This is a genomic window from Anaerovorax sp. IOR16, from assembly GCF_017168145.1.
In the GTDB taxonomy this organism is placed as follows: Bacteria; Bacillota; Clostridia; order Peptostreptococcales; family Anaerovoracaceae; genus IOR16.
Genome location: NZ_JADQTL010000012.1, coordinates 175,221 through 189,623 on the forward strand (window position 1 = coordinate 175,221; position 14,403 = coordinate 189,623).

The window sequence follows — 14,403 nt, forward strand, 5'->3', positions numbered from 1 at the left end:
TTATTATACCATAATTTTCCGAAATTCCATTATAATATTCATTTAATTTGTATTAAATGAAAATATTTACATATTACTAACTTTAAAATGTAATATTTTAATTTTGCAATAAAAAAGATTGCCTTTCTTTTGCAATCCTTATTAAATAACCTTATTAAATTGTGTATTTTTTTATAACACAAAACATTAGTTTTTTTACTCTAACAGCTTCCGTTTTTACGGAAGCTGCAGAATAACTTTATTTATGTATTATGCCTCAATCTTAAGTATGGAAACTTCATAGGCAATTTTTATAGTTATATTTCCCTCTTCATCCTTTTTACGATATTCACGGCTCTGAATTCGTCCGGTAACACTAAGCTTGCTACCAACTTCCAGTTTGCTTGTATATCCCGCATTTCTCCCCCACGCAATGCAAGGTATATAATCTGACTTATTATACATACGATTTACAGCAAGCATAATGTCACAAATTTCTCTCCCCAATGGAGATACTCTGCCTACTGGTACCTTACATACAAATCCTTCAAGAAAAACTCGATTTTCATCCTCTAAATTTTCTTCATCGATATGAAATTCCCTTGCAAAAACAACAACATTTAATCGATTTCTTCCTTCTGCTGCCTCATTATAAGTACGTATTTGACCAAAAACATGTGCCCTTTGTCCTACTGAAAATGGAGTTTTCCAAATAAGACGTTCCGATACAATAATTTGTATCTCATCTTGATAGCCACTTTTTCGTTCTACCCCCAATGTAAAACTGTAGAACAATTCTCCATAGGATTTATGGCTGAATACCGCATCACTTATAATTGTACCCAATAATTCCACACTATTTGTCTCAAAGCCGTTTTCCACTTTTCTTCCCCCTTGTCATTTTTTATTCCGTAACCAACGGTTTGCTTTCCTCTGCATCACTCTTAACCTTCCCCTTTTGATCTAAAACCTGTTTGCCAGCATGGTTAATGTGATATCCTTTTTCATAGATAATTTCTCCTACAGGAACGATCTTGTAACCATCTTCCTGCAACTTATCTAAAATAATCGGTAAATATTCCTCAACATGCTCTGCGTTGTTGTGAAATAGCACAATAGACCCCGGCTTCACATTGCGTGTCACTCGCTCTACAATCTGATTCGTGCTGATATTTTTCCAATCTAAACTATCAACATCCCATTGGATGACGCAATAGCCCTCATCTTCACAGATTTCTATCACCTTATTATTATAGGAACCAAAAGGAGGACGGAAAAGTACCGGCCTTTTCCCCGTAATTTTTTCCACTTTATCCGCCATAGAAGAAAGCTCCTGCTTTATTTGCTCCTCAGAAAGTTTTGCCATATCAGGATGTGTAGATGAATGGTTGCCAATCTCATGTCCATTTTTAGAAATCTCCAAAACATCTTCCGGGTATTTGTCAATCCAAAGACTCACTAAAAAAAACGTTGTTTTAACTTGATGCTCATTTAATATGTCTAAGATTGGCTTCGTATGCTCATTCCCCCAAGAGGCATCAAAGCTAATTGCTACCTTTTTTTCTGAGGTTTCAACGGAATAAATCGGTAATTGCCGATCTACTCCAATCGCAATCGGGAAATGAAAAACATAAATTGAAACGGTTGCAATGACTAGCATTACCCCACATAATAAGAAAGCCAGCTTAGGGAACTTTGAAAATGCCCTCATAATATACATTCCTTTCTAAAAAGCTTCTATTGCATTCTATTCTAAGTTGGTTAAGCTTATGCAAAGAAAACAGCAAAGCACTTTTTTCTATATATTTTTTGTGATACACTATCTATAAAAATATCTTCCACTTGAAAAGGAGATTAGAAATTGAAACTATTTACTGTTAAAAAAGAAGAGAAAGAATTTGTTGCTCTTTTAAATAAAGATGAACAAACACTCATCCCCATTGCCGCATTAGGCCTTCCATATAAAGATATGAATCAGTTGATTGCAGAAATCACACAAGAAGAGTTATTTTTGTTAAAAGAAGCAGTTTTAAATGGTTCTTTTAATAATGAAGAAACCTCTAAAAATCTTTTATTGCTTTCAGATGTGATTGTTTGTGCGCCGATCCCAAAACCAAATCAGGATGTCATTTGTCTTGGCATCAACTATATGGCTCATGCAGCAGAATCAGCGCGCTATAAAGCAGAGGCTTTTGGTGGTGAACGTCCCTACCCGATTTATTTTTCTAAAAGAGTGAATAAAGCCGTTGGAACGGGCGGAGTAATTACATCTCACAGCGACATCGTTGATAGTCTAGATTATGAAGCAGAATTGACGGTTGTGATTGGAAAAGATGCCTTTCAAATAAAAAAAGAAGACGCTTATGATTACGTCTTCGGCTATACGATTATTAATGATGTCAGTGCTAGAAATCTTCAAACACAGCATAAGCAATGGTACTTTGGCAAAAGCCTTGATGGATTTCTGCCAATGGGTCCTTGTATCACCACTTCCGATGAAATTTCTTCACCTCCAAATTTAAAAATTTGTTCTCGTGTGAATGGTGAATTACGTCAAAACAGCTCTACCAGCTTATTAATATTTGATATTGCACATGTCATTCACGAACTATCTCAGGGTATGACCTTAAAGGCCGGTACTTTGATTGCTATGGGAACACCTGCCGGGGTAGGAATGGGATTCCAACCTCCAAAATGGTTAAAATCTGGTGATACCGTAGAATGTGAAATTGAGAAGATAGGAATTTTAAAAAATACTGTAAAGTAGGAGTTGACCATATATGAAACCTGAACGAGAATCAAATACCGCACTTATGACAAAAGGAGTGATCTGGAAACAGCTCCTTCTTTTTTCGTTTCCTCTTATTTTAGGAAATCTATTTCAGCAGCTATATAATATGGTAGACTCCATAGTCGTGGGAAACTTTATCGGAAGCCATGCCCTTGCTGCAGTTGGTGCAGGTACTTCCATCATCAATGTTCTCATTGCTCTTTTTATGGGATTAACCATCGGTGCAGGAGTGGTGATCTCTCAATTTTTTGGTGCAGACAAAGCGGATAAATTGAGCGAAACTGTACAAACGGCGGCCGTGTTTACGATACTATTTGGATTTTTTATGTCTTTAATAGGAGTTATTATGGCTGATCCTATTTTAAAATGGATTCATACTCCAAATTCTGTGTTTGCTCAATCCTCAATCTATTTGAAAATCTTTTTTTCCGGTATTTTATTTTTAATGATCTACAATATGGGTGCCGCAATACTCAGAGCCGTAGGGGATTCAAAAACTCCACTATATTACTTAGGAGCAGCTAGCATTGTAAATATTATTTTAGATGTTTTGTTTGTTGTTGTCTTTCATCTTGGAGTGTTAGGAGTCGCAATTGCTACTTTGATTGCGCAAGGAATTTCTGCGGTACTTGTTATAAGAAAATTAGTTCACTCAAACGAAAGCTATCAATTAAATCTTAAGATTTTAAAAATATATCCTGTAAGACTGAAACACATTCTTCTTCTAGGAATTCCTACAGGAATTCAGCAAATGGTTATTAGTCTTTCCAATGTGATTATCCAAGCTTACATCAATAAATTCGGTGCTGATGCAATGGCAGGTTGGAGTGTCTACGGCAAACTGGATGGTTTTTTAATTCTTCCCGTATTAAGTTTTGGACTTGCTATGACAACATATACAGGGCAAAATATTGGTGCAAAAAAAGCAGACCGCATCCATCAAGGCGTACGAGTCTGTATGCTGATGAATTGCGGTCTATGTATTTTTCTATCTTTACTTTTTTACGTTACTGGAAATATGGTATTTAAAATTTTCACAAGAGAACCTGAAGTATTGGATTTCTGTGCAGCGATTTTACACAGTATGGTTCCTTTTTACTTTCTTCTGGCTGTAATTCACGTTTTTAGCGGTACCATCAGCGGAGCAGGCTATTCTCTTTCTTCTATGATCATTATGACCGGCAACATGTGCATTCTTCGTATTTTTCTTATATGGCTTCTCTCTTCCATAAACAATGAGGTTTCCGTCATTTTTTATGCCTACATTCTTTCCTGGATAGGATGCGCCCTCTGTTTTACTATATATTACTTTAAAGGTAAATGGAGAAAGGTATTAAAAGAATTTTAAAGTTCTAACTTCATTACCTCAGGGAAACATTTTTTTCCACGCTGCGGACAAGAATAACAACCAAAAAATTGTGGTGATGTCTCCCAATCAATCTCTTCAAAGCTATGTTTTTTGAAAAATTCAGGCGCACGCGCTACCAAATAGATTGTTTTTGCATTCAATTGTTTGGCTTTTTTTAAGGCCTCATTTAACAATAAGCTTGCGACTCCGCTTTTACGAAATGGTTCTTCAACAGCGATACCATCAATAATGTATTCTTCCTCAAACAGTGCTAAAACGCACCCGCCGATTAGAAGGCCTTCTTCTGTTTCTGCTTTCCAGCAATGAAGAATATTGGGAGAAACCAATTCTTCTTCATCCATTTCCAAGTCATTTCTTAGAAATAGCTCCATAACAGGAAGGTAATCTTTTGTTTCTTCAATTTTTACCATTTTGCGCCCTCCATATTATCATGAATGGTGTTGATTCGAAGGCATTGAGGAATTACTTCAATATCCAAAGGAAATTCCGCTCCCTTTTCACCATCGACGTCTGTCCCTACCTGTTGCTCGGATTCTACATATAATTTTTTTGTTTTAAAAGCAACGACATTTTTATTTTCAGTATGTTGTCCTGTTAAAACATTAATTAAAAGTGGTGGAAGATCAATGATTGGCATTTCTCGAAATAACATGACATCCAGTAAACCATCATTAATTTCTGCAGTTGGTGCAATTCTCTTAAAACCTCCTGCAGATCGCCCGTTCATTACAAGCATAAAATAAATTTTTTCCTGAGCAGTGTATTCCTCACTGCTGATTTTCACTTGAATTGGACGAAGATTGGGAATCTCTGAAACGCCTTTTAAATAATACGAAATTACGCCCAAAGTATTTTTAATATTCGGGTCGGTTTTTTGACTAACGTCAACTAAAAAACCCATTGCAGCAACATTGATAAAATATTTATCATTAACACGTCCGACATCTGTAAAGGTATATCTTTCTTCCAGTGCCACATTAATCATTTGTTCAATTTCATGAGGAATGTCAAAATAATATGCGAAATCATTTGCTGTTCCTGCCGGAAAAATTGCTAATGGTAAGTCAACTTTGTTATTCAGCATAGCATTAACCACTACATTGATGGTACCATCACCACCGGCTGCAATGACTTTTCGATATTTTTTTTTGTCAAGATCACGAAATACTTCATTCAAAAAAGCTGGCTTATCCGCACGAATTGGAATGATTTGCATATGTTTTTTCTGAAATTGCTCAATAATGAGGTCTAAACTATTTTTAAACAATCCGCTTCCAGCTTTTGGATTGTATATCAATAATACTTTATTTGCCTTCGTACTCTTCATGTTTCCAAATCTCCCTAATCTTACCAATTAAATATAACGAACCGGCGAAAACAATTACATCAAAATCAGTTTGCTTTTCTTTTGCATACTGTACTGCATTTTTTGGTAAACCACCAACTTTACAATCAAATCCTGCCTTATTTACCTTTAAACACAAATCTTCTGCTCGTAATTTTCTTGGATTATCCGGCTCAGTCGCAACCAAAACGGCTCCGGTTTTGGCAAAATCATTTATCATTTTATCTACTTCTTTATCAGCAAGCATACCGATAAAAAGCAATATTTTTTTGCCTTTAAAATGCTTTTGCAAGGAATCGGAAAGTGCTTTTGCTCCTGCATCATTATGTGCACCATCAATAATCACAAATGGATTTTTTTGTAAAACCTCCAGCCGCCCGATTTGTTTTGCTTGTAACATTCCCTTTAAAATCATTTTTTGGGATAAGCTCATTATATCTTCTTTTTTAAGAATTTCAAGTACTGTCAATGCACATAACGCATTTTCAACTTGATGTTCCCCGATCATAGAAAGCATTACATCTTCATAGTTTTCTCCCATTATTTCCGCGGAAAAATGATAGGCATCCATGGAAGTGTTTTTGATGATTACATTATGCACTGCTTTTGTATAACCATCATCACCATTCTTATTGTTAAATTGCTTATTAGAAGAAAAACGGTCTGCATTGTAGAACAAAGCATTCTTTTTCTTTGCTATGGAAGCAATAACCTCAGTAGCAGCAGCATCTTTAACATTACAAACAATAGGAGCATCCTCTTTTATAATACCCGCTTTCTCAAAAGCAATTTTCTCCAAAGTATCTCCTAAATATTCCATATGATCAAAAGAAATAGATGTAATTACAGTAATCAGCGGATTTTGAATAATATTGGTCGAATCACCTCTGCCTCCTAAACCAACCTCCAAAACCACATAATCCACTCTTTTTTTCCAAAAATATAGAAAAGCAATTGCAGTAATGACTTCAAATTCTGTTGGTGATTCAAATCCATCTGAGATTAACCGATCAACTTGAATCAATACTTCTTCCGTACAGGATGCTAAGTCCTGCTCAGAAATCAATTCACCATTGCATTCCATCCGCTCCGTGAACTTTTCAAGATATGGGGAGGTGTATAATCCTACCCCATATCCATTTTGTAGTAATACCGAATAAAGATAACGACAAACGGAACCTTTCCCATTCGTTCCTGCCACATGAATGGCCTTGAGCTTATCCTGTGGATTTCCCAAATACTCCATCAGTGTAATCATTCGTTCTAAGCCCAACTTACTGCCAAATTTTCCAAATTCGTGTATCTTCTCTAATGTTTCTTCATATGTCATAATCAATTAGCTCAACTTCTTTTCTACCAAAGCCAAACGAGCAATAACCTTTTCCAGCATGCCTTCATACTTGTCCATTTTTTCTCTCTCCGCATCGATAACCGCTTTCGGAGCTTTGCTTACAAACCCTTCATTGGAAAGTTTACCCTTAACACGAGCCACTTCTCCGGTTAAACGTTTCTGTTCTTTTTGCAAACGTTCAAACTCAGCTTTATAATCCAAAAGATCATCTAAAGGAATAAAGATTTCTACATGGTTCATAACTGCAGACATAACCTCATCCGGTACATCCTTACGATCGCTGATATAGTGAATTTCCACAATATTTGCAATGCCCTTAATATGACGTTCGGCACTCTTAATATAATCCATTTCTTTTCCGGAAGAAAGAATCACAGCATGCAGCTTCTTTGAAGGAGCAGCTTCTGCTTCTGCACGAATGTTTCGGATGCTGCGAATTGCTTCCATTGCTAATTCCATCTTTTCCACTTCTTCTTCAAATACCAGTTCATCACAATAAGATGGCCAGCTTTCTTCCATTAAAAATCTCTCTGCAGCTTCTTCTTTTGGAAGGAAGCTCCAAATCTCTTCGGTGATGAACGGCATAAATGGATGAAGTAATTTTAACATATCCTTTAATGCTCTTACCAATACATATCTTGCTACCTTTTTATCCTCTTCATCATCACCGTAAAGTCTTGCTTTTACAAGCTCAATGTACCAGTCACAATATTCGTTCCAAATTAGTTCATAGATTTTTTGTGCACCCAAAGAGAGTTCAAATTTATCCATATTTGCAGTGATTTCTTTTGCCGCACTGTTCACTTTTGAAAGAATCCATTTGTCTTCTTCCTTGAGTGCCATTTTTGAAAGCCCGTTGCTTCCATCTGCCATTGCCTTAAAGTTTCCAGCCTCATCCTGTAAGTTCATAATTACAAAACGAGATGCATTCCAAAGCTTATTTGCAAAGTTACGACTTGACTCAAGCTTATCAGTCTTGAAACGCATATCATTGCCCGGTGTGATACCAGTCATCAGCATGAATCGAAGTGCATCTGCACCAAACTGATCTATAATTTCAAGAGGATCAATACCGTTTCCTAAGGATTTACTCATCTTTCTTCCTTCGGCATCTCTTACCAATCCATGCACATATACGTATTTAAACGGTACTTCATCCATAACATCCAATCCAGAGAATACCATACGAACAACCCAAAAGAAAATAATATCATATCCGGTTACAAGAACATCAGTCGGATAGAAATAGTTCAGATCTTCGGTCTCATTTGGCCAGCCTAAAGTAGAAAACGGCCATAATGCAGAGCTGAACCAAGTATCCAATACATCTTCATCCTGATGAAGATGTGTGCTTCCGCACTTAGTGCACTTTTCAGGTGCTTCCTTAGAAACCATAAGTTCCCCGCAATCATCACAGTAATAAGCCGGAATGCGATGTCCCCACCAAAGCTGTCTTGAAATACACCAATCACGGATTTCTTCAAGCCAATGCAAATAGATTTTTTCGAATCGATCCGGAACATGCATAAGCGCTTTTGTCTTTGCAGCCTCAATCGCAGGTTTCGCAAGTTCTTCCATCGCTACAAACCACTGATCGCTAACCATTGGTTCTACAACCGTATGGCAACGGTAGCATTCACCGGATGGAATTACCTTTTCTTCAATTTCTACTAAAAATCCTGCGGCTTCCAGATCAGCGACCCAAGCTTTTCGACATTCATAACGACTCATTCCCTCGTATTTTCCTGCCATGCTATTCATCGTTGCATCTTCATTAATGCAGCACAATTTCTCTAAATTATGACGTTCACCAACTTCAAAGTCATTTGGGTCATGAGCCGGAGTAATTTTTACTGCACCCGTTCCCTTTTCCGGATCCGGATATTGGTCAGCGATAACCGGAATGGCTCTTCCCATAAGCGGAAGAATCACATTCTTTCCTACCATGTCTTTATATCTTTCATCACTTGGATGAACTGCAATCGCTACATCTCCGAACATGGTTTCCGGACGCGAAGTCGCTACGACAATGCCTTCACCACCGTCTTCTCCCGGATAACGGAAATACCAATACTTTCCGCTTTTATCCTCGTGCTCTACCTCTGCATCAGACAATGAGGTGCCGCATTCCGGACACCAATTGATAATACGGCTTCCTTTATAAATTAATCCTTTATTGTATAAACGTACAAACTGCTCTAAAACTGCCTGATTGCAGCCTTCATCCATTGTAAAACGTTCTCTTTCCCAGTCGCAGGAGCTTCCAAGTTTTCGAATCTGATTCTCAATTCTTCCACCGTACTCCTTTTTCCATGCCCAAGCTCGTTTTAAAAATTCTTCTCTTCCGATTTCCTCTTTTGTTTTGCCCTCTTCTGCACGAAGCTTTTCTACGACCTTTACTTCGGTCGCAATGCTGGCATGGTCAGTTCCCGGAAGCCAAAGCGCACAGTACCCTTGCATTCTCTTAAATCGAGTCAATACATCCTGCAATGTCTGATCCAATGCATGTCCCATGTGCAACTGTCCAGTGATATTTGGCGGCGGCATTACAATGGTAAACGGTTTTTTATTTTCATCTCTTTCAGCGTGAAATGCACCGCTGTTTTCCCAAGATTGATAAATACGATCTTCAAATTCCTTGGGACTATAAGTTTTTGCTAAATTCTTTTCCATCTGTCGTCCTCTCTCTTTAATTTTATTTTTACTCATATTTTTGTTTTATATGGCGGTCTTTTTATTAAACTTGTTATAAATATTCTCGTTACTTCGTGAGAAATTTAAACTTCACTTAAAACTCTGTATAAAAAAACCGCCCTTTATGGTATAAAACCTAAAGGACGGATCATTCCGCGGTACCACCTTTATTCCAAAGCATTCACATTCGATGTTACGATATTGCAGTACATTATTATAGTACTTCTTACATCAAATTCTTGCTTTGACCCTCATTTTAAATTACGCTCCGAAGCAACCTTCCTCAGACAGGGGCTTTCGAAATCTTTCAGCCACGGATTTCGTTCTCTAATAAAGCATCTCTAAGTACTCCTCTTCATCATAACGCTTGTATTTAATTTTGCTGTTTTTCATTGCAAAACAGCTTATCTTTTATTTTATCGTATCGACACTTTTTGTCAAGCAATTTAAGAAAGATTACACTTGATAGATACATCAATAATACAATTCCAAAAACTACATTTGAAATTGCGTAATACTATATACTAGCTTCTTCTTTATAAGATTTTTTTGCTTCATAATACTTTCTTAAAAATGACTGTCTATGTAAAGGGCATTCACCATGAATATCAAGTCCTTCATAGTGCGCCTTAGTCCCATACCCTTTATTATTTGCAAATGCATAATAAGGATAGTCCGTTTCATACTCGACCATCATTCGGTCTCTTGTCACCTTTGCTAAGATGGATGCAGCTGCAATCGAAACGCTGTTACTGTCACCTTTAATGATTCCGGTTTGAGGAATATCAATATTTTTTAAAGTCAAAGCATCGATTAAGATGTGTTCCGGTTTTTCTTTCAGCTGTTGAATTGCTTGTGTCATCGCTTCCTTTGTCGCTTCCAAAATATTAATTTCATCAATTCTTTGATTATCAACAATCCCAATGCTGTAACAGACTGCCTTTTCTTTGATTTCTTCAAATAGCTGCTCTCTTTTTTTCTCAGATAGTTTTTTTGAATCATCTATCCCAAGCACACTAAAATCTTCTGGCAGAATCACCGCTGCCGCTACCACAGGGCCGGCCAAAGGTCCTCTTCCCACCTCATCCACTCCTGCAATCCATTGAATCCCTTTTTCGTAAAGTTCGGATTCGATGCGCTTCATTTCAATTAATCTTTCTTTCTGTTTTTCTAAACGTTCTTCCTTTGTCATATGCATTGCTCCAAAGTAATTCTTCCAATTTGTGCACTACGAAATTCATCCATTACCGTTCTGCCTGTTCGCTCATAATCTATGCGCTTCCCCGATTGTATAAAACCTCGTTTCTTAGCAATGGCTTCCATTGTAGCAAGTGGGGTTTCCTCAATACCTTCTAACTTATACCGTTCGATCAGAAGCTCAGGATAATCTTTACATAATATCGTAATTAATTCAAGTGCAAGTGTAGCGATATCTAAAATCTCATCTTTTATAGAACCGCAGAATGCCAAATTAAGTCCTGCCTTGGGATCTTCAAATTTTGGCCATAAAATTCCGGGTGTATCCAAAAGCTGCATTTCATTTCCTAAATTCAACCACTGCTTTCCCCTTGTAACACCTGGTTTATTTCCGGTTTTTGCGCTTTTCTTTCCGGTCAAACGATTGATTAAAGAGGATTTTCCTACATTTGGTACTCCTACAATCATCATTCGAAGCGGTTTCTTTCTTACTGCATCTTTATTTTTTTCATCACGTAAGGTAGTAAGCAATTTTAATAGCTGTGATACACCGCCTCCGCTCATACAATTCATTGTAAGAACATACGAACCTTGACTTTTAAAATGTAAAATCCAGCGTTCTGTAGCCCCCTGATCTGCCAAATCGCTTTTATTTAAAATAATAATACGGCGCTTACTTTTAACAAGCTCATCAATAATCGGATTACGACTGGAAATCGGAATCCGTGCATCTATCACCTCAATCACTGTATCTACTGCTTTTAAATTTTCTTGTATCAATTCCCTGGTTTTTTTCATATGTCCGGGGTACCAATTAATGTGTTCCATCTCACTTCTCCTTCCCCTTTAACTCAATCCTATTATGTATTATAGAAACTAATTATATTTATAAAAAATGGGTTTTGCCCCTTTGTACTTCTATTTTAAAATTTTTATTCCTATCGATTAAGTTTTTTCTATCTAAAGAAACAAAAAACAAAGGGAACCTATGAGGCTCCCCAAAATGTTTTTCGTTCTTATTTAACTTCCTTGCTCTTGATTTTAGCTGCCTTACCAGTTCTTTGACGCATATAGTTCAGCTTTGCTCTTCTTACATCGCCCTTACGAACGACTTCAATCTTAGCAATCAAAGGCGAATGAATTGGGAAAGTCTTTTCCACACCAACACCAGAAGCAATTCTTCTTACAGTAAAGGTCTTAGCTAATCCACCATTCTGTTCTTTTAGGACAAAGCCTTCAAAAACCTGGATTCTTTCACGATTTCCTTCCTTGATTTTGATGTGAACTTTTACCGTATCACCAACTCCAAATTCAGGTACATCTGTCTTTGCATAATCTTGTGCAATCACATTCATGATATCCATTGTTGTATCCTCCTCTCTCCATAGACGTTCTTGGTATCCAAACGCGCGCATTTTGCGCTATATCCAGAGGACCGCCCGTAATACATCAATAAATAATATACCATGTCCTTATATTATTTGCAAGAATTATTTATATATAATTTTATTATAAAAACTAAGCTCTGGGATGCGTACGATCATACACATCCTTTATATGATTTTTCGCTACCGAAAGATATATTTGTGTTGCAGTAATATCTTCATGACCCAATAAGTCTTGTAACGATTTCAAATCAGCTCCATTTTGTATCATATGTACTGCAAAGGAATTTCTTAGAATCTGCGGAGTCAGCTTATGTTCAAGATCAGCACTTTTCGCATATTCCTTCATAAGCTTCCAAAGTCCTTGTCGAGTCATTCGTTCCCCATAATAATTTAAAAACAAAGCAGTTTCTTCCTGTGACTTATTTCTGAGAAACTTTGGACGTACTTCATAGATATACGTTTCCAAAGCCTGCCTTGCCGGTCTTCCAAGTGGAATAATCCTCGCTTTTCCATGCTCTCCAGTACAAGTAATGAAACCAATGCGTAAATTAATATCTTCCACATTCGTACCGGTAATTTCGCTCACTCGTATCCCAGCTGCATAGAGCAACTCTAAAATTGCCTGATCCCTAAGTCCTTTTATTGATGTGTCCGGTTGTTTAAGTAACCTCTCCACTTCCTCAATCGTCAAATATTCTACCACTCTTCGCTCAATTTTCGGTGAACGAATATGAAGAGTCGGATTTTCCTCTATAATACCTTTTTCCAATAAAAAGCGGAAAAAGGAACGTAAGGATGCAATTTTACGATTTACAGTTGATCCTGATTTCCCTTCATTTTTCAATTTCAGTAAATAAGAAATGACATCGGTATTACTTACTTCACAAATATCTCCAGTTCCTTTTTCTTTTAAAAAAGTGAAAAACTCTTCTACATCTCGACGGTATGCAGTTAAGGAGTTTTGACTCAGCTTTTTCTTCCCCTCAAGATAGCTCATAAAATCTAATAAATTCTTATCCATAAAACGCAACCCCTTCTTTTCTGCCTTATTCTCTCAAAAAAAGTATAGCCTACCGAAATGATGTTTACAATAACAACTTTTTAAGTATATCCCGGACTTGCTATTCATAAATATAAATGGTAAAGGAGTGATTCTCATGAGAAAAAACATACACCATAAAATAATTCCCCTTGCCCTTGAAAGAAATATAACCATTTTTGCGATTCTTTTTTTCTTTCTTTTGGGTATTTCTGTGGGTACCTTCATGGAACTAATGCTCTCTGCACAGGATAAAAATGATCTTCTTCAATATTTGAATCAAAATCTTTTTACTGTAAAACTTTCATCCGACTCATTTCCTCAGATATTTGTAAATTCAGTTGCAAACAATTTAGGGTTATTAATCCTGATTGCGCTTTCCGGAGTTACCGTTATTGGATTTCCTGTTGCTCTGCTATCAGTTGCGTATAAAGGAATCACTCTCGGTTTTTCTTCGGCTCTTCTTTTAGATACTTTATCTCTAAAAGGAAGTGCCTTAATTTTGTTAACAATGGTGCCGCAAAATATTATTTTGGTACCTATATTGCTTTTAACTGCAATTTGTGCAACGAATTTTGCATTTAATACGATTTCTGATCGTAGGTCTGGAATAAAAAAGAGCCTGACAAACAATGCTGGCTCTTATGTCCTATATTATATCCTATTTTCATTACTGCTATTAATCGGATGCTTGATTGAATCCTTTATATGCCCAATCTTGCTGCAACTAATAGGATAGCATTGATGGTTTTTCCATCAATAATTTGCCCATTTATAACCATTTCTTTCAACTCAGCCACATCATATTCAAATAAGTCAATGGCTTCATGTTCATCGAAATTTGTTTCTCCCGGTTTTAAGCCTGTGGCAAGATACAAATAAATGATTTCGGTGGAATATCCAATTGAGGAATAAAAAGCAGATAAAAACGTAACTTGATCGGCTGTATACCCTGTTTCTTCTTTTAGTTCACGAATGGCAGTAATCATAGGGTCTTCACCTGTTTCCCTTTTTCCTGCCGGAACTTCCAGTACAACTTGTTCTGCAGGCTTACGAAATTGCTTTATCATCAGCATTTTCCCTTCAGGAGTAAGCGCTGCAATTCCAACACCACCGTTATGCTCAACAATTTCACGATAGGAGGTTGCCTCGCCTTTTACGGTAACCTTATCCTTTCGTAGATTTAAAATAGCTCCCTTATAAATCATTTCGGAAGAAATGGTTTTTTCTTCAAATGTCATAATGCAATC

14 protein-coding genes are annotated in these 14,403 nt (G+C 36.8%); 3 read left to right on the forward strand and 11 right to left on the reverse strand.

The genetic code is table 11. The features are described 5' to 3' along the window. Window positions 1–249: 249 nt before the first annotated feature. A complete protein-coding gene (locus tag I2490_RS16255) occupies window positions 250–861 on the reverse strand; it encodes a single-stranded DNA-binding protein (RefSeq protein ID WP_206460797.1) in 612 nt (203 codons plus the stop codon). A gap of 22 nt (window positions 862–883) precedes the next feature. Continuing rightward, complete coding sequence (locus I2490_RS16260; RefSeq protein ID WP_245157236.1) at window positions 884–1,690, reverse strand: polysaccharide deacetylase family protein; 807 nt, start codon at window positions 1,688–1,690, stop codon at window positions 884–886. 150 nt (window positions 1,691–1,840) lie between these two features. Between I2490_RS16260 and I2490_RS16265 the strand changes: the two genes are divergently transcribed. Then, window positions 1,841–2,746: a fumarylacetoacetate hydrolase family protein gene (locus I2490_RS16265; RefSeq protein WP_206460799.1), complete on the forward strand. Its 906-nt coding sequence runs from the start codon at window positions 1,841–1,843 to the stop codon at window positions 2,744–2,746. A gap of 13 nt (window positions 2,747–2,759) precedes the next feature. After that, a complete protein-coding gene (locus I2490_RS16270; RefSeq protein WP_206460800.1) occupies window positions 2,760–4,118 on the forward strand; it encodes an MATE family efflux transporter in 1,359 nt (452 codons plus the stop codon). On the opposite strand, the gene I2490_RS16275 is transcribed toward I2490_RS16270, so the two are convergent. The 8 genes from I2490_RS16275 to xerD form a co-directional block, all read right to left on the reverse strand. Continuing rightward, window positions 4,115–4,549 (reverse strand): GNAT family N-acetyltransferase, encoded by a 435-nt coding sequence (locus I2490_RS16275; protein WP_206460801.1) that lies wholly within the window; start codon window positions 4,547–4,549, stop codon window positions 4,115–4,117. The two genes, I2490_RS16270 and I2490_RS16275, sit on opposite strands and share 4 nt — an antisense overlap. Continuing rightward, on the reverse strand, window positions 4,543–5,466 hold the full coding sequence (locus tag I2490_RS16280) for a YegS/Rv2252/BmrU family lipid kinase (protein ID WP_206460802.1): 924 nt from the start codon (window positions 5,464–5,466) through the stop codon (window positions 4,543–4,545). Before I2490_RS16280 ends, I2490_RS16275 begins: the two co-directional genes overlap by 7 nt. Continuing rightward, window positions 5,444–6,814: a bifunctional folylpolyglutamate synthase/dihydrofolate synthase gene (locus tag I2490_RS16285; protein WP_245157243.1), complete on the reverse strand. Its 1,371-nt coding sequence runs from the start codon at window positions 6,812–6,814 to the stop codon at window positions 5,444–5,446. Before I2490_RS16285 ends, I2490_RS16280 begins: the two co-directional genes overlap by 23 nt. 6 nt (window positions 6,815–6,820) lie before the next feature. Continuing rightward, window positions 6,821–9,508, reverse strand: a complete 2,688-nt coding sequence (locus I2490_RS16290; protein WP_206460804.1) for a valine--tRNA ligase — start codon at window positions 9,506–9,508, stop codon at window positions 6,821–6,823. A 538-nt stretch (window positions 9,509–10,046) separates the two neighbouring features. After that, window positions 10,047–10,721 (reverse strand): ribonuclease HII, encoded by a 675-nt coding sequence (locus tag I2490_RS16295; RefSeq protein WP_206460805.1) that lies wholly within the window; start codon window positions 10,719–10,721, stop codon window positions 10,047–10,049. Then, on the reverse strand, window positions 10,718–11,554 hold the full coding sequence (gene ylqF / locus I2490_RS16300; RefSeq protein ID WP_206460806.1) for a ribosome biogenesis GTPase YlqF: 837 nt from the start codon (window positions 11,552–11,554) through the stop codon (window positions 10,718–10,720). Before ylqF ends, I2490_RS16295 begins: the two co-directional genes overlap by 4 nt. 188 nt (window positions 11,555–11,742) lie before the next feature. Then, complete coding sequence (gene rplS, locus I2490_RS16305) at window positions 11,743–12,090, reverse strand: 50S ribosomal protein L19 (protein ID WP_206460807.1); 348 nt, start codon at window positions 12,088–12,090, stop codon at window positions 11,743–11,745. A gap of 154 nt (window positions 12,091–12,244) precedes the next feature. Next, window positions 12,245–13,135, reverse strand: coding sequence for a site-specific tyrosine recombinase XerD (xerD, locus tag I2490_RS16310; RefSeq protein WP_206460808.1), 891 nt, complete (start codon window positions 13,133–13,135; stop codon window positions 12,245–12,247). A gap of 136 nt (window positions 13,136–13,271) precedes the next feature. On the opposite strand from xerD, the gene spoIIM reads away from it, so the two are divergent. Further along, on the forward strand, window positions 13,272–13,892 hold the full coding sequence (gene spoIIM, locus I2490_RS16315; RefSeq protein WP_206460809.1) for a stage II sporulation protein M: 621 nt from the start codon (window positions 13,272–13,274) through the stop codon (window positions 13,890–13,892). Here the strand turns inward: spoIIM and I2490_RS16320 are convergent. Then, the gene (locus tag I2490_RS16320) at window positions 13,858–14,394 is read right to left on the reverse strand and encodes an NUDIX hydrolase (protein ID WP_206460810.1); all 537 of its coding nucleotides are present in this window, start codon (window positions 14,392–14,394) and stop codon (window positions 13,858–13,860) included. The genes spoIIM and I2490_RS16320 overlap by 35 nt on opposite strands. Between the last annotated feature and the right edge of the window lie 9 nt (window positions 14,395–14,403).